Genomic DNA, 22,261 nt, shown 5'->3' with positions numbered 1-22,261 from the left:
AACAGGCGCAGGACCATTCATACAATGACGTACAAACCTGAACGGAATCTGCTAGGCTCGCTTCGATCCGGTTCAGCCTCATCAGCGTAGAAGAACTTCAACAAGGGACGAGACCCCGGCCCCACCGGAGCCCCTGCCCAGCAAGGAGTTTCGACTATGACATTCTTCCGCAACACCGCGATCGCCACCGCCCTCGCCGCCACGGCGCTGGCAAGCGCCACCCCCGCAATGGCGCGCGACCACTATCGCAACAACGACAACACGGCCGCCGTCGCTATCGGCGCCGGCGTGATCGGTGTGGCCCTGGGCGCGATCCTGGCCTCGAACAACAACCGCGACCGCGATCGCTATCGGGACGATCGCTATTACGGGAGCAGCTACGGCTCCGCCTACAACAGCAGCTGGCAGTATCGCGACGGCGGACGCCACAGCCGCGACGACTACGACCGCTACCAGCGCGGCGACTATCGCCGGGGCTACGACCGCGATCGCGGTGACTTCCGCCGCGGCTACTGATCGACACGGCTACTGATCGACACGGCTACTGATCGACACGGCTACTGATCGACACGGCTACCGAGGCAGACCGGAAAAACCCCTCTCCGGCCTGCTGGAGACGCCCGGCCAAGCGGCCGGGCGTCTTTGTTTCGCCGGCATTTTTCATGCGATGGGCGGTTCGTCGCAAGGCCACCCATAGACCGGCGGAATTCACGCCAAGTTCACGGCCGGAGGCGGATTTTGATGCTCCAACGTGCCCACCGACTCCGCCGTAACTTGGTTGGCCCGGAAAGGAGTGCGATATGATCAAATTGAACTGGAAGTCCCTCGGGCTGGCGACCGCGCTTGCGGCTTCGGCCCTGACCGCTTCCGCGCCAGCCATGGCGCGAGACTACTACGACAGAGGCGGGAACGACGCGGCCATCGCCATCGGCGCGGGCGTGATCGGCCTCGCTCTCGGTGCGGCCCTGGCCGATCGCGACGACGACCGATACTACGATCGCGGCTACTACGATTCCCGCCGCTACGTGACCGTTCGCGACCGTCCCGGCTATTACTACTACTATGACGGCGCCCCCAATCGGTACTACCGAGATCGCTATTACGACCGGTACTATGCGCCCTATTATCGGGACCGCTGGAGCGGCCGCGATCGCTGGCGCGACGGCCGCCATGCCTGGCGAGACGATCGCCGGGGCTGGCGGGGCGATCGGAACCGGTGGGATCGGGGGCGCGACTGGGATCGACGTCGCGATCGCGACCGCCGCGACTGGGACCGCCGTCGCGATTGGCGCCGCTAGAGCGGTTTCCGATCCTGCTGCACCGGATCAACCGCTCTTAGTTTTTGGTTTGCCGCATTTTCCCAGTCATCAGGTGATTCCACCTGATTAGAAAATGCTCTGATCAAACTTCCCCGGCGCGCTGTGCCGCGCCGGGGACAGTATCCCGATCGGCGGTTTTCCGCAGGAACCAGCAACCGGCCATGAAGTCTACTCGCCATTTGCGGCAGGGAAGGCTATGGGGCGCCCACCATGCAAACCGCCGATCTGCGCATCGCCCTGTTTTCGGGCAACTACAACTATGTCCGTGACGGTGCCAACCAGGCGCTCAATCGCCTTGTCGGCTATCTTCTGCGTCAGGGCGCGCAAGTCCGGGTCTACGCGCCGGTGGTCAAGAACCCCGCCTTCGAAGCGACCGGCGACCTGATCGGCATCCATTCGCTGCCGATCCCGAACCGTCCCGAATATCGCGTTCCGCTGGCCATCTCGATGAAGGCGCGCCGCGACCTGAAGGATTTTGCGCCGAACGTCGTGCACGTTTCCTCGCCCGATCCGGTCGGGCACCAGGCCGTGACCTGGGCGCGCGCGCGCAGCCTGCCGGTGCTCGCTTCGGTCCATACCCGGTTCGAGACCTACCTGCGCTACTACAACATGGCCTGGGGCGAGCCCGTGATCGAGGCGATCCTGCGCCGCTTCTACCGCCGCTGCGATGCGCTGGTGGCGCCTTCGGAATCGATGGCCCAGCTTCTTCGCGAGCAGCGCATGAACTACGATGTGTCGATCTGGTCGCGCGGCGTCGATCGCGAGATCTTCCACCCCGATCGCCGCGACCTTGCCTGGCGCCGCGCCCAGGGGATCGCGGACCATGAAGTGGTCGTGGGCTTCCTCGGCCGCCTGGTCATGGAGAAAGGCCTCGACGTCTTTTCCGACACTCTGGACGACCTCACCCGCCGGGGAGTTGCGCATCGCGTGCTCGTCGTCGGCGAAGGACCGGCGCGCGAATGGTTCCAGGCCCGCCTGCCGCAGGCGGCCTTCGTCGGCTTCCAGCAGGGAGCCGACCTTGCCCGCGCGGTGGCCAGCATGGACATGCTGTTCAACCCCTCGGTCACCGAAACTTTCGGCAACGTCACGCTGGAAGCGATGGCCTGCCGCCTCCCCGTGATCGCCGCCGCCGCCACCGGCAGCCAGAGCCTGGTCGACGACCACGTTTCCGGGCGCCTGATTCCTCCGGGTGCCATCCACCAGTTCGCCGAAGCCTTGAAGGCCTACATCGAAAACGCGGAACTGCGCGCCGCGCACGGCCTGGCTGGAGAAGCCCGCGCGCTCGACTTCAGCTGGGATCGGATCAACCAGGCTGTGGCAGACACCTATGTGCGCCTCGTCCGTCAGCGCTCGCGCGGCTGAGCCACTTCCAACTTTAGAGAGTCCTTTCAATCCCACTCTCCGTCATCCTGAACTTGTTTCAGGATCCATTCCTGACCATCAACGGCGGTGGGATCGGCAAGATGGATCCTGAGCCGAAGGCCAGCGCAGCTAAACAAGTTCAGGATGACGTTTGAGTATGGGATGCCGTTGCGGCTGTGGGGAAGGGTGAGGCCCTTACCTCAGAACTCCGGCGTTGCGCAGCCGCACCGCATACCAGAGCAGGAACAGCGCCACGGTCCAGATCACCAGCGTTATGCCGATGCTGGCCGGGCTGGTCAGCATCGCCGGCGTCTCGGAAACGAACGGGTAGATCTGGTTCACCGCCAGCCCCAGCAGCGAGATCGTGAAGGCCGCCACCGCCCAGCGCGAGCGCAGGAGCAGCAGCAGCGAACCCGCCAGCCCGCCCCATACGCCGAGCGCCCAGGTGACGATCGTCCAGCTCGGCGCCGCGTCCAGCCAGTCTATCATTTCCGGCGAGAGGGGCGCGAGCCATTCGGGATTGCGCGTGACGGTCATCGAAAAGTCGGTGCATCCGAAGGCGTTCCACACCAACGCCAGCACCCCGACGATCCACAGATGCCGTGGGGTTCTCACTCCCAAGGTCCCGGCCATCGCTTACCCTCCCTGTCTCGATCATGGCCTTGCAGGATACGCCTGCCCCGGAACCGATGCAATTCCTCGGAACAATAGCTAGATAGTGGCCATGGCCGACCTCTTTGCCGATGACCTGCCCCCTTCGCCCGCGCCCGACGAACCGCGTGAGGATGCTCCGCTGGCCGACCGCCTGCGCCCGCGCACGCTGGACGACGTGGTGGGGCAGGAGCATCTGACCGGCCCGGAAGGCCCGATCGGGCGCATGGTGGCGGCGGGCCGCCTCTCCTCGATGATCCTCTGGGGACCGCCCGGCACCGGCAAGACCAGCACCGCCCGTCTGCTGGCGGACGCGGTGGGCATGCGCTTCACCGCCGTCTCCGCCGTGTTCTCGGGCGTGGCGGATCTCAAGAAAGCCTTTGCCGAAGCCGATCTCGCCGCCCGCGCCGGGCAGCGCACGCTGCTCTTCGTGGACGAGATCCACCGCTTCAACCGCGCCCAGCAAGACGGCTTCCTGCCTTTCGTCGAGCGCGGCACCGTCACCCTCGTCGGCGCGACGACGGAAAACCCGAGCTTCGCGCTAAACGCCGCCCTCCTCAGCCGCGCCCAGGTGCTGATCCTGCACCGCCTCGGGCCGGAAGCCCTGAACGGGTTGCTGGACAAGGCCGAAGCGCTGGAAGGCCCGCTGCCGCTGGACGACAACGCCCGCGCGGCGCTGGTCGCCTCGGCGGACGGCGACGGACGCTTCCTGCTCAACCAGGCGGAGACGCTCTACGCCGCGCGGATCGCCGAGCCGCTCGATCCGGCCGGACTCGGCCAGTTCCTGCAACGCCGCGTCGCCGTCTACGACAAGGATCGAGACGGCCACTACAACCTGATCTCGGCGCTTCACAAGGCAGTGCGCGGCTCGGATCCGCAGGCCGCGCTCTACTACCTCGCGCGCATGCTGACGGCAGGAGAGGAACCGCTGTTCCTCCTGCGCCGCCTCGTGCGCATGGCGAGCGAGGACATCGGGCTGGCCGATCCGCAGGCGCTCGTGCAATGCTTGGCCGCCAAGCAGACCTATGAGTTCCTCGGCTCGCCCGAAGGCGAACTGGCGATCGCCCAGGCCTGCCTCTATGTCGCCACCGCGCCGAAATCGAATGCGGCTTACGTGGCCTGGAAGGGCGCGGCCCGCTCCGCGCGCGAGACCGGCTCGCTCATGCCGCCGGCCAATATCCTCAACGCGCCGACCAAGCTGATGAAGGACATCGGCTACGGCAAGGACTACGCCTACGATCACGACGCGCCGGACGGCTTCTCGGGCGACGACTACTGGCCTGAGGAGATGACCCCGCAGACGTTCTACGAGCCCGTCGAGCGCGGCTTCGAACGGGAAATCCGCAAGCGCATCGAATGGTGGGACCGCAAGCGGACCGAACGGCGCGAGAGTTAGCGCGGCGCGATGCCCCGGTTCCGGCATTTCATGGCGATCGACTGGTCGGGGGCGCTTGGCCCGCGCCAGAAGGGCATCGCCGTTGCCCTGTGCGGCCTCGAAGACGCGCCGCGCCTGCTGCGTCCGAACGGCCACGCCCACTGGTCGCGCGAGGACGTGCTGCGCCTGCTGCGGGACGGATTGCCGCAGGATACACTGGTCGGCCTCGATCTCGGCATCTCGCTGCCTTTCGCGGATGCCGGGGCCTTCTTCCCGGACTGGCCGGACAGCCCCCCGAACGCCCGCACGCTCTGGGCCCTGATCGACGCGGTCTGCGCGCAGGACGAGCATCTGGCCGCCGCCAGCTTCGTCGATCACCCCGAACTCAGCGCCTATTTCCGCCGCCACGGCGGCCGGGAAGGCGCGCGCTTTCATCTGCCCGCCGCGCTCCACCGGCGCGGGCGCATGCGCGTGACCGAGGAAGCGCAGGCCCGCGCGGGGTGCAATCCCTACTCCAACTTCAACCTCGTGGGCGCTGCGCAAGTCGGAAAGTCCAGCCTCACCGGCATGCGGCTGCTGCATCGCCTCGGCGGCGCGCTTCCCGTCTGGCCGATCGATCCCCTGCCGGAAAGCGGATCGGTGGTGACCGAGATCTATACCACCCTCGCCGCCGTCGCCGCCGGGAGATCGGCCAGCCGGGCCAAGATGACCGATCGTGCCGCCCTCAACCACGCTCTCTCGGCGCTGGGCTCCGCTCCCGTCACGGGGACCGGCCCGATCGATGATCACAGCGCCGACGCCTTGCTCACCGCCGCCTGGCTGCGCACCGCCGCGCCACGCGCCGACCTGTGGAAACCCGTTGATCTGACACCCGAACTTGCCCGGACCGAGGGCTGGACCTTCGGCGCGGCATAGCCCAGAACCAGGGCTATCGGGGCGATGAACGACGCGCCCCCAAGATGATCGACAGGGCAAAAGCGATGACAGGGCCAAAAGCGATGACAGGGACCATTCAGCCTATGAAACACGCGTTGCTGGCAGGTATCGCCTGCCTTGCTCTCGGTCTTGGAACCCAAAGCGCGCAAGCGAAGCCCGCCACCTCACCGCCTACGGCCGTCTCGGTCGCGCTGGGCAAGCCGGCCACGCCTTGGAAAGCCTTCGTCAACCGCACGATCGAAGCCTGGATGGCCCAGGACCCGTCGTTCGCCGTCTATCAGGGCGCCCACCAGTTCGACGGCAAGCTGCCCGACTGGAGCCCGGACGGCCTCAAGGCACGCGGCGCGTTCCTGAAGAAAGTGATCGCCGATGCCGGGGCCTTCACCCACCTAACCGTCGAAGACCGGTTCGAACGCGACTATCTCGTGCAGGTCGCCAAGGGCCAGCTGTTCTGGCTGGAAGACGCCGACAAGCCGCACAACAATCCCGGCTACTATATCGAGAGCGGCCTCGATCCGAACGTCTACGTCAGCCGCGCCTATGCCGACAAGCCGACGCGCATGAAGGCGATGATCGCCTTCTTCAAGGCGGTGCCCGCGGCCGCCGGGCAGATTCGCGGCAACCTGAAGACCGCCATGCCCGCCAGCTTCATCAAGCTGGGCACCGCAGGCTTCTCGGGGTTTGCCGACTATTACCGGGGCGATGCCCGCGCCGCCTTCGCCGACGTGAAGGACGCGAAGCTCCAGGCCGAGTTCAAGGCCAGTTCGGAAAGCGCGGCCAAGGCCATGCAGGATCTTTCCGAGTGGCTCGGCAAGGCCACGCCCACCCAGGACTTCGCGATGGGCGCCAAGCGCTTCTCGCGCATGCTTGCCGCCACCGAGGCGGTGGACGCCCCCTTGAGCGAGTTGGAAGCCGTGGGCCGCGCCGATCTCAAGCGCAACCAAGACCTGCTGAAGGCCGCCTGCGCCGAATATGCGCCGGGCAAGGACATCCAGGGCTGCTTCGACAAGATGCGCGCCGACAAGCCGGAAGGCGGCCCCGTCGCCGCCGCGCGCCTCCAGATCCCCGAACTCACCGCCTTCGTGCGCCAGCAGGACATCGCCACGATCCCCGGCACCGAGCAGGCGCTGGTTGAGGAAAGCCCTCCCTACAACCGCCAGAACTCGGCCTATATCGATCCCGCCGGGCCGCTGGAGAAGGGCATTCCCTCGGTCTACTACATCTCGCCGCCCGACCCTTCGTGGTCGCAGCAGATGCAGCAGGACTACATCCCCGGAAAGAACGACCTGCTGTTCACCTCGGTGCATGAGGTCATGCCCGGCCACTTCCTGCAATTCCTCCACTCGAACCGCTCCCCGTCATGGGTGGGCCGTCTCTGGGTCGGCTATGCCTATGCGGAAGGCTGGGCGCACTATGCCGAGGAAATGATGTGGGACGCGGGCCTGGGCAAAGGCGATGCGGGCGTCCATGTCGGCCAGCTCTCGAACGCCCTGCTGCGCAACTGCCGCTATCTCTCGGCCATCGGCCTCCATGCGCGCGGCATGACGCAGGCGCAGTCCAAGCGCCTGTTCATGGACGAATGCTACCAGGATGAAGGCACCGCCGAACAGCAGGCCGCGCGCGGCACTTACGATCCGGCCTACCTCAACTACACCTTGGGCAAGCTGATGATCCGCAAGCTGCGCGACGACTGGACCGCGCCGCGCGGCGGCCGCGCGGCCTGGAAGCCGTTCCACGACCAGTTCCTGAGCCACGGCGGCCCGCCGATCCCGCTCGTACGCCAGGCGATGATGCAGGAAGATGCACCCCACGCCATTTTCTGAGCGATATTTCACAAAAGCAACTGGACCGGCGCCCCTCCCTCAAGGTAAGGGCGCCGGACTTGTTTCGCGCATCGGCTCTCCCGTTGCGCCGGGCCGGCTTAGCTCAGTTGGTAGAGCACCTGATTTGTAATCAGGGGGCCACGGGTTCGAATCCTGTAGCCGGCACCACCGTCCACCTTTCTCCGACACCCTGACGACACGATTAAAGGACGATCGCTCCCAGCGAGGCGATTTCGTCGAAATAGCGGGCGATCCGGTCCGCGGCGTTTTCGGTGAGTTCGATGAAGGCCCGGCGACGGTCGTTTTCATCGCAGACGCGCTGGAACAGCCCGGCCTGGACCAGGGCGCCGATCCAGCGCAGCGCCGTGGTCGGCGGTACGCCGGAGGCGATGCAGAGCGAGGTTACGGCCACCCGCTTGCCTTCCACGCGCGCGGCGGCAAGGTCCAGCAGCATGTCCCAGGCGGGATCGGCAAAGAACTCGCCTTCGATGAAGCGCGCGCGCAACTGCCTTTGCCGTATGACGCGGCGAATCAGGCGCGCTTCAGGCAGGCTGGCAGACCTCGCCAGCGGCACTGCTCGCTCTTCCACCGGATTGCGCGGTTCCATGACCGCCGTCGTCTCGCGCGGCGCCAGTCGGTCGATGTGTCCCGCGATCTGCCCGACCTGCTCGGTAAGGCGCAGCAGCATCAGCCGATCGTCGTCGGACAGTTCCCTCAGGCGAGCGGCCGGGAACCCGGCCAGCGTCTGCCCCAGCGCCATGACACGTTCGGCACGGTTGGGATCGACCAGAAGAAGCGGCGAAGACATGTCCATGCAGGCGAACACATCGTCCAGCGCATCGACCGATGTGGACACGATCAGCCGCGCCTCGCCATTTGCAGCCCGCAGGTCCAGCCGCGCCAGCGCGGCCATGGCCTGCGCATCGACGATCGGGCAATCGAGCAGAACGACATCGGCCAGCGGCCGCCCCTCGTTCTCCATCAGTTCGCTGAGCGGCGCCACATGGGCGACTTCCACTCCGGCGGCGATTGCATCGTCCCGCATCGCCGCGCGCAAGTGCGGCCTGTCCACGAAGATCGACAGCGACACCGCCCTGGCACCAGATGCGCTGGATGAAACTCCATAGGAGAAATCGGCGATTTCCGCGCCCTGCATGATCGCTCGCCCCCTGCTTCGACAACCGCCTAAGGGGTATAACGTAAGCCTTCGAAGTCAACGCAATCGATGGTAAAACCTTGTTACCAGCCCGCAATCTCGCGGGTTACCAGTGCCTCCAGCATGTCCATCCCGGCAGCCTGGTCGTTCAGGCAGGCCAGCACCGCGATCTTCTGCCCACCGGCTTCCTCGAATACTTCGCGCCCACGAATCGCGAGTTCTTCGAGCGTCTCCACGCAGTCCGCCGAGAAGCCGGGCGCCGCCACCGCGATACGGCGCGTCCCGGCTTTCGCCTCTGCCGCCAGAACATCCTCCGTCGAAGGCTCCAGCCACTTGGCGCGGCCGAAACGCGACTGGAAGCTCGTCTCGATACGCAGGTCCGGCCGGGAATTGGCGAGGCGCTCGCTCAACAGCCGCGAGGTCTCGCGGCAGTGCCGGTGATAGGGATCGCCGAGGTCGGCGGTGCGCTGCGGCATGCCGTGATAGGAAAGCAGCAGCAGCTCGGGCACGAAGTCCAGCGCCTCGACCTGGCGCAGCAGATCGGTTTCCAGCGCGCCGATATAGGCCGGATCGTCGAAATAGGGCGGAAGCGTGCGGATTGCGGGTTGTGCGCGCATCGCCGCGAGTGCCTCGCCCAGCTTGTCCATCACCGAGGCCGTGGTCGCGCCGGAGTATTGCGGATAGAGCGGCGCCACGAGGATGCGATCGCACCCCGCCTGCTTCATCGCCTCCAGCCGCGAGGGGATCGAAGGATTGCCGTAGCGCATGGCCCAATCTACCCGCGCGCGGACGCCCAGTCGCTCTTGCAGACGGGCGGCCTGAGCCCGCGTGATCGCGGCGAGCGGTGAGCCTTCCTCGGTCCAGACCTGCCTGTAGGCGTGGGCCGACTTGGCAGGGCGGGTCCGCAGGATGACGCCGCGCAGGATCGGCTGCCAGGCGATCGCGGGGATCTCCACGACGCGGCGGTCCGAGAGGAATTCGGCAAGATAGCGACGGACGGCGGACGGTGTCGGCGCATCCGGCGTGCCGAGGTTGACGAGAAGGACACCGATACCCTTCGCAGGGGACGGCTGATCACTGGAAGACATCACATATCCTCGGCAAAGAGCGGCAAACGGCGGAAACGCAGCCCGGTTGCCGAGTAAAGTGCATTGGCGACGGCAGGCGCGACAGCCGCCACACCGATTTCGCCCGGATCAGCCGGATCAGCCGTGCTGTCGATGAACTCCACCTCGATCGCCGGGCAATCGGCCAGGGTGGGCAGGGCAAGGTCGGACAGGCGCTCGCCGTCCGGACGTCCGCCCGCGTAACTGGCACTGCATCCCAGCGCCACCCCGAGCCCGAAAACCAAACCGCCCTCGATCTGCTGACGCGCCACGTCCAGATTGACGATGCGGCCGATGTCGGCGACGGCGCTCAGCTTGTCCACCCGGACCCCGTTCTCGTCCCGCCGGGCTCCGGCGACCACGGCGATGCGCGCCTCTCCGATGACATGGCAGGCAAGGCCCTGGCCGCTGTTGTCGCCGCCTCCGCCCCACTGCGCCAGACTGGCCGCGCGCTGGAGGCACTCGGCAAGGCGGGGATCGTGGCCGAGCATCGCCATGCGGAATGAGAGCGGCTCGCGTCCGGCCCGGTGCGCCAGCTCGTCCACGAAACTCTCGTTGAAGAAGGCGGTGTAGCCGTGCGCATTGCCGCGCATACGGGCGGTTGGCAGGCCGATCGCGGCGGGAATGTGATCGACAGCCAGATTGGGCACGGCATAGGCGGGAATCGCGCCTTCCACCGCCATTCGATCGTCAGCCTCGGCCACGGCATCGAGTGCGTCGAACGGCGCATCGCCCGAAAAGAAGCGCCGTCCGAACTCGCGAGCGGTAGCCGGCGCGGCAATGCGGGCGCGCCACGCCATGGGTCTTCCCTCGGGGTCAGGCCGCGCGGCCATCACGGCCACCGCAGGCGTGCGGGGAAAGGTGGCGAAGTGCTCCTGCCGTCGCGAGACCGTCAATTGCACGGGACGCCCCGCCTCCTTCGCCAAAACCGCGACTTGCGCGGCGTGGGCGCATTCCAGGCGTCGGTCGAAACTGCCGCCGATCGGCATAGGGTAGAGCACGATGTCGCCCGTATGGATTCCGAGCGCCTCTGCCGCAGCGCTACGCGCGGCCTCGGGCGCCTGGGTGCCGATCCAGAGTTCGAGGCGGCCGCCGTTGTAGCGGGCAGTGGCGCAAGCGGTCTCGATCGACGCGTGGAGGCCCGGCGCCACTTCGTAGCGGATCTGCACGGGCATGGCGCCCTCGACCGCCGCCTTGTCTCCCGCCAGATGGATGCGCGTGGGCGAGCCATGCGCCATGGCCTCGTCCAGCGCCGTGTCGATCTCGCCGCTGTCGCTGCCGCGCGCGACGCGAAAACGCGGTGCGGCACGGGTGAGCGCGGTTTCCGCCGTCCACCAGTCCTGCGCCAGCGCCGCCACCCAGTCCGGCCCCTGGACGAAACGCGCGAAGCCGCGCAGGCCCTTGCCGGCGTTTCCGTCGTATCCCGAGACACTGGCCTTGCCGAGCGGCGCGTGGCGGATTGCGGCGCGCAGCATGTCCGGCAGGCGAACGTCGCCCGCGAAAGTCCACGATCCGTCCACTTTCGAGGGCAGGTCCAGCCGGGGATAGCGCAAGGGTGCGCCGGGCACGAATTCGCCCGGCTTCTCGGCCATCGGCTCGGGACGCAGCGGCGGCGGGTCCGGCGGGGAGAAGCCTGCCGCCTCGCGTGCCAGCGGGCCGAAGTTCAGCCGCTTTTCGCCATGCGTGACGAGCCCGGCGGCCACGTCGCACGCCTCGGGCGCGACATTCCAGCGCGCGGCGGCCGCCTGAACCAACAGGGCGCGCGCGGAGGCGGCGGCGGCGCGGGCCGGTCCCTCATAGGCGGCGACGGAAGTGCCATCGGCGGTGACGTTGAAGCGGTGATCCTCGGCCCAGCGCCGCGCGATCATGCCCTCGGGCGCCCCGGCAAGATCGGACGCGAACGGCATCCAGAGCGGCGCCCACTTCGCGGCCAGCACGGTGTTGGCGTAAAGTGCGCTGACCGGGGCGGGCTCCACCGCCACCTGCCGCCAGTCGGCACCGAGTTCTTGGGCGACGATCTGCGGAAGCAGCGTGGTCACCCCCTGCCCCATCTCGACTTGCGGCACCGCGACACTGACCACGCCATCGGCCGCGATCTTGATCCAGGCGCCGAAGGCATATTCGTCGCGGCCGGGTTCGAGCGGCAGCGGAAAGCGGTGCGGGCGCAGCAGATAGCCCACCGCAAGACCGCCGCCCGCCAGCGCGCCGATCAGGATCCCCCTCCTGGAAACGGAGGGGCGCGCAAGTGCCATCAGTGGCTGTCCAACCAGTCCGAAACCTTGGCGGCGAGCGCGGCGAAAGCCTCTGCCTGCGGGCCTTCTCCGGCGGCCGGCGGCTTGCCGGCATCGCTGTCGCGCCGGATGGCGATGTCCAGCGGGATGCGGCCGAGGAACGTCTGCCCCATGTCCCGCGCCGCCGCTTCGGCGCCGCCGATGCCGAAGGGATCGCTCACCTCGCCGCAATGGGGGCAGGCATAGCCGGCCATGTTCTCGACGACGCCCACCACCGGCACGCCGCTCTTCTCGAACAGTTCCACCGCGCGCGTGGCGTCCATCAGCGCCAGATCCTGCGGGGTGGAGACGATGACCGCGCCCGCCGGCTTGAACTTCTGGAGCATGGTCAGCTGCACGTCGCCGGTGCCGGGCGGCAGATCGACCACGACGACTTCGGCATTGTCCCAGTGACCTTCGAGCATCTTGGTGAGCGCGCCCGCCACCATCGGCCCACGCCAGGCGATCGCCTGCCCCGGTTCCAGCAGGTTGGCCATCGACAGCACCGGCACGCCGAAAGCGCTGGCGACCGGCACCAGCCGGCTCTCGTGCGCCACCGGCCGCTGCCCCTCGGTGCCGAGCAGACGGGCCTGCGAGGGTCCGTAGATATCCGCATCGACCAGCCCGACCTTGCGCCCCATGCGCGAGAGCGCCACGGCGAGATTGGCCGCGAGCGTCGACTTGCCGACCCCGCCCTTGCCCGATCCCACCGCCAGGATGCGTCGCACCGGCTTCTCCGCCATGACCGCCACGCGCACGTCATCGACGCCCGGCTGGCCATCGAGTGCGCCCGATACGAGCTGCTCCAGCCCCGCGCGATCCTGCACGGACAGGCCGGTGGCATCGATCACCACGCTCACCTTGCCGTCGGCAACCCGCAGCGACTGGATCCGCCCCGCCACCTCGGCCGGCAGGAGGGCTTTCAGTCGATCGGCGTCCGAAATGGTCATCGCGTCCTTTTCCAAAGCTGGCGGTGCCAAATGCCGGCACGCCTCGGGAAGAATTTGGGGTTCAGGTGGAGCAGTCGGAGAAAAAGGGCAAGAGAGGCACTGTTTTTGTGCGAATACCGCACCTATAGATAAAGCCATGAAAGCAATCGGTGATGCAAACTCGCCCCACGGTCTCGCCATGAGCGGACGCCAGAGCCCCTGGGGCGGCGGCAATGACGGAAATTCCGGCTCCGGATCCGAGGGGCCGGAAGACGGCTCGCAGAGCGGTTCCGGCGACAGTTCCGAACCGGAACGCCCCGTGACGGGAGAGACGGAAAGCGACGCTGAAGGTCGGGGCGCAAAAGGCGCCGGGCCACGCGGCGAGAACGCACCGTCGTCGCCCGATGGCGGCCCCGAACGCACCCCCGAACGGCCGGGCGACAAGAAAGGCCCGCGCAATCCCTGGCTGCCCAGCGGAGACACGCCGCCGCGCCGGTCGGCGGGCCTCGACGATATCTTCCGTCCGCGCGAACCGCGCCGCTCCGGCGGCAGCGGCGGTGGCGGCGGGTTCGGCCCCGGCGGCTTTCCCAACCTGCCGCGCCGCGCCGATGGCAGGTCCTGGCTGCCGCTGGGCATCGGCGTCGCCGTGGTCGCGCTGCTGGCGATGTCCACCGTCCACATGCTCGGCCCCAAGGAACAGGGCATCGTCACCCGGCTCGGCGGCTATTCCCGCACCATCGATTCCGGCCTGTCGCTGACCCTGCCCTGGCCCTTCGAATCCGTGGACGTGCAGGACGTTCGCAGCTTCAACGTCTATTCGATCCCCGATGGCGAGGGCGAGAAGCTGATGCTGACGAGCGACAAGAATCTCGTCGATCTCAGCTATCTGGTGCGCTGGAACATCAAGAACCTGAAAGACTACACCTATCGCCTTGCCGATCCGAAGGAGACGGTGCGGGAAGTGGCCGAAGCGGCGATGCGCGCCTCGATCGCGCAGATCTCGCTGAACGATGCGCTTTCGGGCGCGGGCCGCGCGGTCGTCGAACAGGACGTTCGCGAACGCACCCAGCGCATCCTCGACTTCTATCGCGCCGGCGTCGCCATCCAGGGCGTTGAGGTCAAGAAGGCCGATCCGCCGGCGAAGACGCGTGAGGCCTTCGACCAGGTCAACGTCGCCCAGCAGGAAGCCGATCGGGACCGCTCCAAGGCCCGCGCCTGGGCGCAGCAGACCATGGCCCGTGCCCAGGGCGCGGCGGCCTCGTTCGACAAGGTCTATGAACAGTACAAGCTGGCGCCGGAAGTGACGCGCCGCCGCATGTACTACGAAACGATGGAGAGCGTGCTGCGCGACAACGACGTTGTCGTCAGCGATTCCAAGAACATGACGTCCTACCTGCCCCTGCCGGAAGTAAGGCGCCGTGCGCCCGCCAGCGAAGAAACCGTGGTGACCGTGCCCGCCGGCTCGGCGCCGGCAGCCCCCGCAGCGAAGGGAGGCCAGTGATGAGCGGCAGCTTCTGGCAGGACTACAAGCTTCCCCTCGCGCTTGGCGGCGCGGCCCTCGTGGCCCTGATGCTCAGCGTGATCGTGGTGCCGGAAACCGAGCAGGCCGTGGTCGTGCGCACCGGCCGTCCGGTGGCGGTCTACAACCGGTTCAATCCGAAAGCCGATTACGGCCAGACCGACGCGGGCGTGCATTTCCGCATTCCCATCGTCGATCGCGTGGTGCGCATCGACAAGCGCCTGCTCTCGGTCGACATGCAGCAGCAGCAGGTGCTCTCCACCGACCAGCTTCGCCTGAACGTCGATGCCTATGCCCGCTACCGCATCATCGATCCGGTCCGCATGGTGGAATCCGCCGGCACGACTGAGAACGTGACCCAGCAGCTCGAACCGATCCTCTCCTCGGTGCTGCGCCAGGAGCTGGGCAAGCGGACCTTCCAGTCCCTGCTCACGGCCGAGCGCGGCAAGGCGATGGAGAATATTCGCGACGGCCTCGACCGCGAGGCGCGCCAATACGGCGCCCAGGTGGTCGACGTGCGGATCAAGCGCGCCGATCTTCCCGAGGGTGCCCTGGAAAGCGCCTTCACCCGCATGCAGGCCGCGCGCACCGAGGAATCGCGCACGATCGCCGCGCAGGGCCAGAAGGATGCGCAGATCATCCAGGCCGAAGCCGAAGCGCAGGCCGCGAAGGTCTATGCCGAAAGTTTCGGCAAGGATCCGGCGTTCTACGACTTCTACCGGTCCATGCAGAGCTATTCGGTGACCTTCGCCAAGGGCGACAACGGCAAGACCATCCTGCTTTCCCCCGATAACGCCTATCTCAACCACTTCAGGGAACCGTGACCGGCGCGAGGCGTCTTCCAGTGAAAAGCCCCCAGGGTTTTCCCGCTGCGGCAAGAGCCCGCTCCCCGATCCATTCAAACCCGGTTAAGCTCTCAAGAGTTCAATCGGCACCAGTCGGCGGATGTGACGCCACACCGCCAAGACGGAGGAATTAAAGGACGTGAAGCCCGTGCGATACGCTTATGGATTGACCACAGCGCTCCTGCTGGGAGGTGCCACCGCCACGCTGGTGACAGGCTTCCCCGCCGGAGCCCAGGTCGCCCAGAACGAAGCAAGCCAGATGGCCCGCGTCGTGCCCCGCGCCGGCGCGCCGGACAGCTTTGCCGACCTCACCGAGCAGCTTCAGCCTGCGGTGGTGAACATCTCGACGCGCCAGCGCGTGCAGGTGGCAGGGGGCGGCAACAATCCCTTCGCCGGTACGCCGTTCGAAGGCCTGTTCGGCGGTGGCGGCGGCGGCGGCACGCCGCAGACGCGCGAAGCCCAGTCGCTGGGTTCGGGCTTCGTCATCTCGGCGGATGGCTACATCGTCACGAACAACCACGTGATCACGGCAGAGGGCAAGGGCGAGATCGAATCGATCACCGTCATCATGCCCGACGGCACCGAGTATCCCGCCAAGCTGATTGGCAAGGACGCGCAGTCCGACCTCGCGGTGCTCAAGATCACTGCCGGCAAAGCCCTGCCCTACGTCAAGTTCGGTGACAGCTCGAAGGCCCGCGTGGGCGACTGGGTGCTGGCGATCGGCAACCCCTTCGGCCTCGGCGGCACGGTCACGGCGGGCATCGTCTCGGCCGTCTACCGCAACACCGGTGCGGGCGGCGCCTATGACCGCTATCTCCAGACCGACGCCTCGATCAACCGCGGCAACTCGGGCGGCCCCATGTTCGACATGAAGGGCCAGGTGATCGGCATCAACAACGCGATCTTCTCGCCCACCGGCGGCAGCGTCGGCATCGGCTTCGCAATCCCTGCCGAAATCGCCTCGCCCATCGTCGAGAAGCTGATGAAGGGCCAGGCGATCGAGCGCGGCTACCTCGGCGTCACGATCCAGCAGCTGAACGAAGACCTCGCGGATTCGCTTGGCCTGGAACACAACAAGGGTGAATTCATCCAGAGCGTCGTTCCCGATGGCGCCGGCGCCAAGGCCGGCATCCAGGCGGGCGACGTGGTGGTGAAGGTGGGCGGCAAGGAAGTGACCCGCGACCAGACGCTCTCGTTCCTCGTCGCCAATACGCCTCCCGGCACGCGCATCCCGATCGAACTGATCCGTGGCGGCCGCCGCCAGACGGTGACCGCCACGGTCGCCAAGCGCCCGACCGACGACGAGCTTCAGCAGAGCTTCGACCCGAGCACCAACGAGAACGATCCGCTGGGCAATGCATCCAAGGAACAGGGCGAAAGCGCTGTTCAGAAGTCGCTCGGCCTCTCGGTGATCCCGCTGACGCCGCAGATCGCCCGCCAGCTCGGCGCGGCCGAAGGCACGCGCGGCCTGGTGATCGTGGGCGTCGATCCCAGCTCCGACGCGGGCCAGAAGGGCTTCGCTCGCGGCTTCATCATCCTCTCGGCCAACAATACGCCGGTGGCGACGCAGGCCGATCTGGACAATGCGATCAAGGCCGCCAAGGCCGAGGGTCGCTCCGCGATCCTGCTGCGCGTCCAACCGCGCGGCCAGCCGCCGGCATTCGTCCCGGTGCGCCTGCGCTAAGCAGCCCCCTCGAAGGCAAAAGAAAGCGCCCGTCGGAGAAATCCGGCGGGCGCTTTCCTTTGTCGGGACGCCGCATCTTTCGGCAAGCTCACGGAAAGCTCGCCGGTCAGAGCCGTGCCGGTACTGCACAGGCCACAAAAAAGCCCGCCTGGATGAAGGCGGGCTTTCTCGTTTTCACGAAAGATGTCTCGTATCAGTCGCCCGGCGTACGGGTCGCGGTCGGACGTGGGGTCGGCGAACCGGGCCGCATGCCCGGCCCATTGCCCAGTCCCTGCCCAGCGCGAAGGCCGGGATCGTCACTGCGCGAGCGTCCGGTGGCGCGGTCGAGGAAATCCTCGCCCGCCGCCGCCGGTGCCTGGCCGGGGCCGTAGTCCGGCATCTGCGGCTGTCCGGGGCCGGCGCCTGGCCCCATCGAGCCGTCCTCGTAGCGCGGCTGGCCGTCCGGCCCCACCGCGCCGTTCTCGGGCCGCACGATGTTGCCGTTCTCGTCGACGTAGTAATAGTCCTCAGGGTTGCCCTGAAGGGCTTCGTCGTCGGGTTCGAGCTGCCATTCGGGAAGCTTCACTTCCGTTTGGAACTGCTCCACCGGGCGCTTGGCCACGGCGACCTTCATGTAGTCCGAGAAAGCGCGCGCCGGGGCGTGGCCGCCGGAGAGGCCCGGTACCGGGCGAGCATCGTCGCGGCCCATCCACACGCCGGTGGTGATGCCGCTGGAGAAGCCCAGGAACCAGCCGTCCTTGTTGGAGCTGGTGGTGCCGGTCTTGCCCGCGACCGGACGGCCGATCTGCGCCGCACGGCCAGTGCCCGTGGCGACGGTGGTCTGCAACAGATCGGTGATGCCCGCCGCGACATTGGGCGGCACCAGCACCTGCCCGCGCGCGGACTTGTGCTCGTAGATCACGTCACCCCCGCCGGTCGTCACCTTGACGATGCCATAAGGCTCCACCGAAGTGCCGCCCGCCGAGATCGCCGCGAAGGCGCGGGTCATGTCGATGACGTGGACTTCCGAAGTGCCGAGGACCATCGCGGGCTTGGTGTTGATCGGGGTCGAAACGCCGAAACGCCGCGCCATCGAGGCGACGGTGCCGAAGCCCACTTCGTTGCCGAGCTGGGCGGCCACGGTGTTCTTCGAATAGGCGAAGGCGGTGCGCACGTCGATCTGGCCGGCGAAGTTGCGGCCATCGTTCTGCGGGCTCCAGCCGTCGATCGTCACCGGCTCGTCCACCACGCGATCGTCGGGCGTATAGCCCGCCTCGAATGCCGATAGGTAGACGAACAGCTTCCACGCCGAGCCGGGCTGGCGCAGCGCGGTGGTGGCGCGGTTATAGTTCGAGTTCACGTAGTCCGTGCCGCCGACCATCGCCAGCACCGCGCCGTCGCGGTCGAGGCTGACCAGCGCGCCCTGCGCGCCCTTGGGGGCGTTGGCGACGATCGCGCTCGTGGCTGCCTGCTGCATCTTCGGGTCGAGCGTGGTCCAGACCTCGATCGGCTCGTTGGTGTCGGGAAGCAGCATGTCGAGCTGGGGCAGCGCCCAGTCGGTGAAGTAGCGGACCGCGTTCTGGCCCTTTTCCCGCACGACCTTGACGTCGGCTATGTCGGCCTGGTCGGCCTCGCTCTGGCTGATGGCGCCGTTCTTGACCATCAGGCCCAGTACCACTTCGCCGCGATCCTTCGCCGCTTCGACGTCGGCCGTGGGCGAATAGTTGGAGGGCGCCTTCACGAGCCCGGCGATGATCGCCGCCTCGGCGGTCGAAAGCTCGGTGCCGGGGTGGCCGAAGAACTTGCGGCTCGCCGCGTCGATGCCGTAGGCGCCGCCGCCGAAATATACCTTGTTGAGGTAGAGTTCGAGGATCTGGTCCTTGGTGAACTTGCGTTCCAGCGCCAGCGCCAGCACCGCCTCGCGCGCCTTGCGCGTGAAGGAGCGGCTGTTGTTCAGGAACACGTTGCGCGCCAGCTGCTGGGTGATCGTGGACGTCGCCTTGGCGCGCCCGCCCGTCGTGGTCGAGACGTAGACCGCACGCAGCAGGCCCAGCGCGTCGACGCCGATGTGCTCGCGGAAGCGGCGGTCCTCCACCGAGACCATCGCGCCCTTCATCACTTCGGGAATCTGGTCGTAGCTCAACCACTTGCCATAGCTCGGCCCGAGCGAGACGAGTTCGGTGCCGTCCCGCGCGCGCACGACGATCATCTGGCCGTTCTGGCTGCTCTTGAGCGAATTGTATTCCGGCAGCTCGCTCATCGTGAAGATGACGGCGGTGCCGAGGAACAGGACGCCGAGCACCGTCAGCGCGGCACTCCAGATCACCACGCCGCGAACGATTCGGCGCCAGAGAGGTTTTTTCTTTGCAGGAGAGGAAGGCCCGCTGGTCGAGCGGCGCCGGCCGGAATCATTGGCCATTTTCTAGGTACAAATCCCTTAAGCGGGCGACATGGCCCGAGCGGTTCCTACACTCTGGACGCGGCTATTGTAACCCGGCGTTAACAGGGAAACGACGGCGACCGGACCCTGTAACTCTTACAGTCCACCGAACAGAGCCAACATCCGTTGCCAGGCCTTGTCCGCGGCGTCCGGATCCCACGCGGGAGAATCGGGCACGCACCAGCCATGATCGGCGGGGTAGACTTCCACTTCGGCCGCGCGCCCCGCAGCGGCGGCGGCGGCCTTGAGGTCGGTCTTCTGGGTGGGCTGCCTGGCATCGTCGTTGCGGGCGATCGCGAAGAGATAAGAGGCCCGGGTGGCGGCGAGAAGGCGGTGTGGGCTGTCCGGCTTGTCGGTGACCAGCCCGGCACCGTGGAACGACGCCGCCGCGCGCACGCGGCTCGGCATGGCCGCCGCCGTACGCACGGTGAAGGGCCCTCCCATGCAATAGCCGTTGGAGCCGATTCCCCGCTTGCGGTCGACCGCCTTCTCGCCATCCAGGAACGCGACATAGGCCCGCGCATCGCGGGTGATCGCCTCGGGCGTCAGCGCGGCGCGGAGCGGTTCGACCTTGGCCTGGCCTTCGGGCGTGCGGAAACCGGCGAAGCTTTCGAAGACCGGCGCCGGTTGCCCGCGATAGTAGGGGTTCACGACAAGCACCGCATAACCCTCCGCGGCGAGGGTGCGGGCCATGATCTTCTTGGCTTCGCGCAGGCCGGCGATGTCGGGCCAGAAGATGACGCCGGGGTGGCTGCCCTTGGCCGGATGCACGAAGAAGGCATCGGCCACGCCGTCCGCCGTGGTGATCGAGACCATCCGCTCCCGCACCGAATTGGCGGGATGCGTCTTCATGATGCTGGTGCAACCCGCCAGCGCCGCGCTTGCGCCGATCGCCGTGAAGGCGCGCCGGTCGAGCCCGCTCGAAAGGGAGGCGCGGCGCGCGAGATGGGCTTCTTCGGCCTCGGCAGTGAAATCGTCGCACATGAGAGGCGATCCGGTGTTGTTTTCGGGACGAAAATCAGGCTAGCCGCGAGTTCGTCGCAAGGCGAGTCCCACGTTTCACCGAAGGAACCGCAGCATAGCGATGCACGACCCGCTCGAAATGGCATGCTGGCAGCGCATGGACGCAAGACTGACCACATCGGGCAAGCTCGTCGCCGGGGATCCCGGGTGTCTCGCTGCGATCGGCGTGCGCCGGGTCATCAACCTGGCGCTCGCCAGCCATCCGGAAGCCCTTCCGAACGAACTTGGGGAGTTGGCGCGGGAAGGCATCGATTACGTTCATATTCCGGTGCCATTCGATGCGCCGGACGAAGCTCACTACACCGCGTTCGCACGCGCCATGGCGGAAGTCGAAGGCCAGGCGGTGCACGTCCACTGCATTCTGAACTGGCGCGTTTCCGCCTTCCTCTATCGATGGAACCGCTCGCGCGGGATGCCAGAGGCAGAGGCCCGCGCGCTGATGCGCCGTCACTGGGAGCCGGAAACCAGCGACAATCCCGACGCGGGCGCCTGGGCCCGCTTCATCGCCGGTTGAGTGCCTTCAGAGCGCGCCGCCGAAGTTCAGTTCGAGATTGACCGCGTTCGGATCGACCAGGAATATCTGGGCAAGACCCAGCGCCGGATGTTCGCTGACCCGATGCGATAGCCCCAATGCCTCGATTTTGGCGCGGGTTTCCGGATAGCCGGTGCAGCGCAGCGCGAAGTGATGGAGGGCATTGGTCGGCTGTCCCGGATGGTAGGCGTCGTAGCGGTCTCCCGCCGTGGTCCGGTCCACGAGATGGATGATCGCGTCGCCCGCCGCGTCGCGCATCCAGTATCCGGCAATACCCTTGGCGATCGTCGGATTTTCGCTGCGCGTAAGGCCTAGCACCTGCTCATAGAACGAGGCCGTCGCTTCGAGGTCGTCGGTGAGGATATTGACGTGATCGACGCCATTCACGGGCATGGTCGCTCTCCCTTTTATTGAAAATGCGACGCTGGCGGATCTTAGTCAAATCCTCAGCTGCGGAAAACCACCGTGCGCGAACCGTTCAACAGCACGCGGTCTTCGAGGTGCAGGCGCACGGCTTCGGCCAGGACGCGGCGCTCGATGTCGCGGCCCTTGCGCACCATGTCCTCCGGCGTGTCGGCATGGGTCACCGCCTCGACGTCCTGATGGATGATCGGGCCTTCGTCGAGGTCTGCCGTCACGTAGTGCGCGGTCGCGCCGATCATCTTCACGCCGCGCGCATGGGCCTGGTGGTAAGGCTTGGCGCCCTTGAAGCCCGGCAGGAACGAGTGATGGATGTTGATGCAGCGGCCCGAGAGGAAGGCCGCCATCTCGTCCGAAAGGATCTGCATGTAGCGCGCCAGCACCACCAGCTCCGCGCGCGTCTCTTCCACCAGAGCACGGATCTGCGCTTCCTGCTGCGCCTTGGTGTCCCTGGTGATCGGCAGGTGATGGAACGGGAAGTCCCCGATCATCAGCGAATTGATCGCCTCGCGCGGGTGGTTGGAGACGATGCCGACGACTTCCATCGGCATTTCCCCGATGCGCTGGCGATAGAGCAGGTCGGCCAGGCAATGGTCGAACTTGCTGACCAGCAGCAGCACGCGACGCGGCCGGTCGCGCCGGGTCATCGACCAGGCCATGCCATATTCGTGGGCGATCGCCCCGAAGCCCTCGCTGAACGCCTCGCGGTCTGCCGAGCCCGGATCGAAGGCCACCCGCATGAAGAACTTGTCTTCCTCAAGGTCGTTGAACTGCTGCGCCTCGATGATATTGCCGCCCGCCTGCGCGAGATAGCCGGTGACGCGGGCGACGATGCCCGGACGGTCGGCGCAGGACAATGCGAGGATCAGCGGTTCGGCCATCGATCGGTCTT

Annotated in this window: 19 protein-coding genes and 1 tRNA gene; 11 read left to right on the top strand and 9 right to left on the bottom strand. The window is 67.0% G+C overall.

The genetic code is table 11. The features are described from left to right. Window positions 1-156: 156 nt before the first annotated feature. From ACI3K3_RS13935 to ACI3K3_RS13925, 3 genes are all read left to right on the top strand, one after another. The gene (locus tag ACI3K3_RS13935) at window positions 157-516 is read left to right on the top strand and encodes a hypothetical protein (RefSeq protein WP_404914632.1); all 360 of its coding nucleotides are present in this window, start codon (window positions 157-159) and stop codon (window positions 514-516) included. 284 nt (window positions 517-800) lie between these two features. Then, window positions 801-1,298 carry a hypothetical protein gene (locus tag ACI3K3_RS13930; RefSeq protein WP_404914630.1) on the top strand — a complete coding sequence of 166 codons (498 nt, stop codon included), beginning with the start codon at window positions 801-803 and terminating at the stop codon, window positions 1,296-1,298. 231 nt (window positions 1,299-1,529) lie between these two features. Continuing rightward, on the top strand, window positions 1,530-2,681 hold the full coding sequence (locus ACI3K3_RS13925; protein ID WP_404914628.1) for a glycosyltransferase family 4 protein: 1,152 nt from the start codon (window positions 1,530-1,532) through the stop codon (window positions 2,679-2,681). A 195-nt stretch (window positions 2,682-2,876) separates the two neighbouring features. Here ACI3K3_RS13925 and ACI3K3_RS13920 read toward each other — a convergent pair whose 3' ends face one another. Beyond that, entirely contained in the window at window positions 2,877-3,296 is a 420-nt protein-coding gene (locus tag ACI3K3_RS13920) for a hypothetical protein (protein ID WP_404914626.1), read from the bottom strand. Window positions 3,297-3,405: 109 nt separating this feature from the next. Between ACI3K3_RS13920 and ACI3K3_RS13915 the strand changes: the two genes are divergently transcribed. The 4 genes from ACI3K3_RS13915 to ACI3K3_RS13900 all read left to right on the top strand — a co-directional run bounded on the left by ACI3K3_RS13915 (window position 3,406) and on the right by ACI3K3_RS13900 (window position 7,634). Further along, the gene (locus tag ACI3K3_RS13915; protein ID WP_404914624.1) at window positions 3,406-4,728 is read left to right on the top strand and encodes a replication-associated recombination protein A; all 1,323 of its coding nucleotides are present in this window, start codon (window positions 3,406-3,408) and stop codon (window positions 4,726-4,728) included. 9 nt (window positions 4,729-4,737) lie between these two features. Further along, window positions 4,738-5,622 (top strand): hypothetical protein, encoded by an 885-nt coding sequence (locus tag ACI3K3_RS13910; protein WP_404914622.1) that lies wholly within the window; start codon window positions 4,738-4,740, stop codon window positions 5,620-5,622. Between the two features lie 104 nt (window positions 5,623-5,726). Continuing rightward, window positions 5,727-7,466, top strand: a complete 1,740-nt coding sequence (locus ACI3K3_RS13905; protein WP_404914620.1) for a DUF885 domain-containing protein — start codon at window positions 5,727-5,729, stop codon at window positions 7,464-7,466. A 92-nt stretch (window positions 7,467-7,558) separates the two neighbouring features. Continuing rightward, window positions 7,559-7,634, top strand: a tRNA-Thr gene (locus tag ACI3K3_RS13900). A 34-nt stretch (window positions 7,635-7,668) separates the two neighbouring features. Here the strand turns inward: ACI3K3_RS13900 and ACI3K3_RS13895 are convergent. The 4 genes from ACI3K3_RS13895 to ACI3K3_RS13880 form a co-directional block, all read right to left on the bottom strand. Next, window positions 7,669-8,622, bottom strand: coding sequence for a MarR family transcriptional regulator (locus tag ACI3K3_RS13895; RefSeq protein ID WP_404914618.1), 954 nt, complete (start codon window positions 8,620-8,622; stop codon window positions 7,669-7,671). A gap of 83 nt (window positions 8,623-8,705) precedes the next feature. Then, a complete protein-coding gene (gene hemH, locus ACI3K3_RS13890) occupies window positions 8,706-9,710 on the bottom strand; it encodes a ferrochelatase (protein ID WP_404914616.1) in 1,005 nt (334 codons plus the stop codon). Next, window positions 9,710-11,980: a molybdopterin cofactor-binding domain-containing protein gene (locus ACI3K3_RS13885; protein ID WP_404914614.1), complete on the bottom strand. Its 2,271-nt coding sequence runs from the start codon at window positions 11,978-11,980 to the stop codon at window positions 9,710-9,712. The genes hemH and ACI3K3_RS13885 overlap by 1 nt, the downstream gene beginning before the upstream one ends. Then, window positions 11,980-12,948 (bottom strand): Mrp/NBP35 family ATP-binding protein, encoded by a 969-nt coding sequence (locus tag ACI3K3_RS13880; protein WP_313435693.1) that lies wholly within the window; start codon window positions 12,946-12,948, stop codon window positions 11,980-11,982. Before ACI3K3_RS13880 ends, ACI3K3_RS13885 begins: the two co-directional genes overlap by 1 nt. Window positions 12,949-13,126: 178 nt before the next feature. Here ACI3K3_RS13880 and hflK point away from each other — a divergent pair, with 178 nt between their 5' ends. The 3 genes from hflK to ACI3K3_RS13865 all read left to right on the top strand — a co-directional run bounded on the left by hflK (window position 13,127) and on the right by ACI3K3_RS13865 (window position 16,975). Further along, complete coding sequence (hflK, locus tag ACI3K3_RS13875; RefSeq protein ID WP_404914701.1) at window positions 13,127-14,428, top strand: protease modulator HflK; 1,302 nt, start codon at window positions 13,127-13,129, stop codon at window positions 14,426-14,428. Continuing rightward, on the top strand, window positions 14,428-15,270 hold the full coding sequence (gene hflC / locus ACI3K3_RS13870) for a protease modulator HflC (protein WP_404914611.1): 843 nt from the start codon (window positions 14,428-14,430) through the stop codon (window positions 15,268-15,270). The genes hflK and hflC overlap by 1 nt, the downstream gene beginning before the upstream one ends. Before the next feature lie 169 nt (window positions 15,271-15,439). Next, entirely contained in the window at window positions 15,440-16,975 is a 1,536-nt protein-coding gene (locus ACI3K3_RS13865; protein ID WP_404914699.1) for a Do family serine endopeptidase, read from the top strand. A gap of 193 nt (window positions 16,976-17,168) precedes the next feature. Here the strand turns inward: ACI3K3_RS13865 and ACI3K3_RS13860 are convergent, their stop codons facing one another. Together ACI3K3_RS13860 and ACI3K3_RS13855 are read right to left on the bottom strand one after the other, a co-directional pair. Beyond that, window positions 17,169-19,373 carry a transglycosylase domain-containing protein gene (locus tag ACI3K3_RS13860; protein WP_404914609.1) on the bottom strand — a complete coding sequence of 735 codons (2,205 nt, stop codon included), beginning with the start codon at window positions 19,371-19,373 and terminating at the stop codon, window positions 17,169-17,171. 117 nt (window positions 19,374-19,490) lie between these two features. Then, entirely contained in the window at window positions 19,491-20,378 is an 888-nt protein-coding gene (locus tag ACI3K3_RS13855) for a dienelactone hydrolase family protein (RefSeq protein ID WP_404914607.1), read from the bottom strand. Between the two features lie 100 nt (window positions 20,379-20,478). Between ACI3K3_RS13855 and ACI3K3_RS13850 the strand changes: the two genes are divergently transcribed. Further along, window positions 20,479-20,931, top strand: coding sequence for a protein tyrosine phosphatase family protein (locus ACI3K3_RS13850; RefSeq protein WP_404914605.1), 453 nt, complete (start codon window positions 20,479-20,481; stop codon window positions 20,929-20,931). 6 nt (window positions 20,932-20,937) lie between these two features. Here the strand turns inward: ACI3K3_RS13850 and ACI3K3_RS13845 are convergent, their stop codons facing one another. Beyond that, a complete protein-coding gene (locus ACI3K3_RS13845; RefSeq protein ID WP_404914603.1) occupies window positions 20,938-21,342 on the bottom strand; it encodes a VOC family protein in 405 nt (134 codons plus the stop codon). A 53-nt stretch (window positions 21,343-21,395) separates the two neighbouring features. Further along, on the bottom strand, window positions 21,396-22,250 hold the full coding sequence (gene purU, locus ACI3K3_RS13840; protein ID WP_404914602.1) for a formyltetrahydrofolate deformylase: 855 nt from the start codon (window positions 22,248-22,250) through the stop codon (window positions 21,396-21,398). Between the last annotated feature and the right edge of the window lie 11 nt (window positions 22,251-22,261).

Origin of the sequence: Novosphingobium sp. ZW T3_23, assembly GCF_044987305.1 — a bacterium.
Lineage (GTDB): Bacteria > Pseudomonadota > Alphaproteobacteria > Sphingomonadales > Sphingomonadaceae > Novosphingobium.
Note: the sequence above shows the minus strand (reverse complement) of the source record. Positions and strands in the feature narration are given on the sequence as shown.

Coding starts and splice junctions, on each gene's coding strand:
- ACI3K3_RS13850 (WP_404914605.1), top strand. CDS start 20,479: ATGCACGACCCGCTCGAAATGGCATGCTGGCAGCGCATGGACGCAAGA.
- ACI3K3_RS13895 (WP_404914618.1), bottom strand. CDS start 8,622: ATGCAGGGCGCGGAAATCGCCGATTTCTCCTATGGAGTTTCATCCAGC.
- ACI3K3_RS13860 (WP_404914609.1), bottom strand. CDS start 19,373: ATGGCCAATGATTCCGGCCGGCGCCGCTCGACCAGCGGGCCTTCCTCT.
- ACI3K3_RS13855 (WP_404914607.1), bottom strand. CDS start 20,378: ATGTGCGACGATTTCACTGCCGAGGCCGAAGAAGCCCATCTCGCGCGC.
- ACI3K3_RS13925 (WP_404914628.1), top strand. CDS start 1,530: ATGCAAACCGCCGATCTGCGCATCGCCCTGTTTTCGGGCAACTACAAC.
- ACI3K3_RS13930 (WP_404914630.1), top strand. CDS start 801: ATGATCAAATTGAACTGGAAGTCCCTCGGGCTGGCGACCGCGCTTGCG.
- ACI3K3_RS13905 (WP_404914620.1), top strand. CDS start 5,727: ATGAAACACGCGTTGCTGGCAGGTATCGCCTGCCTTGCTCTCGGTCTT.
- ACI3K3_RS13915 (WP_404914624.1), top strand. CDS start 3,406: ATGGCCGACCTCTTTGCCGATGACCTGCCCCCTTCGCCCGCGCCCGAC.
- ACI3K3_RS13845 (WP_404914603.1), bottom strand. CDS start 21,342: ATGCCCGTGAATGGCGTCGATCACGTCAATATCCTCACCGACGACCTC.
- ACI3K3_RS13880 (WP_313435693.1), bottom strand. CDS start 12,948: ATGACCATTTCGGACGCCGATCGACTGAAAGCCCTCCTGCCGGCCGAG.
- purU (WP_404914602.1), bottom strand. CDS start 22,250: ATGGCCGAACCGCTGATCCTCGCATTGTCCTGCGCCGACCGTCCGGGC.
- ACI3K3_RS13935 (WP_404914632.1), top strand. CDS start 157: ATGACATTCTTCCGCAACACCGCGATCGCCACCGCCCTCGCCGCCACG.
- ACI3K3_RS13885 (WP_404914614.1), bottom strand. CDS start 11,980: ATGGCACTTGCGCGCCCCTCCGTTTCCAGGAGGGGGATCCTGATCGGC.
- hflC (WP_404914611.1), top strand. CDS start 14,428: ATGAGCGGCAGCTTCTGGCAGGACTACAAGCTTCCCCTCGCGCTTGGC.
- ACI3K3_RS13910 (WP_404914622.1), top strand. CDS start 4,738: ATGCCCCGGTTCCGGCATTTCATGGCGATCGACTGGTCGGGGGCGCTT.
- hemH (WP_404914616.1), bottom strand. CDS start 9,710: ATGTCTTCCAGTGATCAGCCGTCCCCTGCGAAGGGTATCGGTGTCCTT.
- hflK (WP_404914701.1), top strand. CDS start 13,127: ATGAGCGGACGCCAGAGCCCCTGGGGCGGCGGCAATGACGGAAATTCC.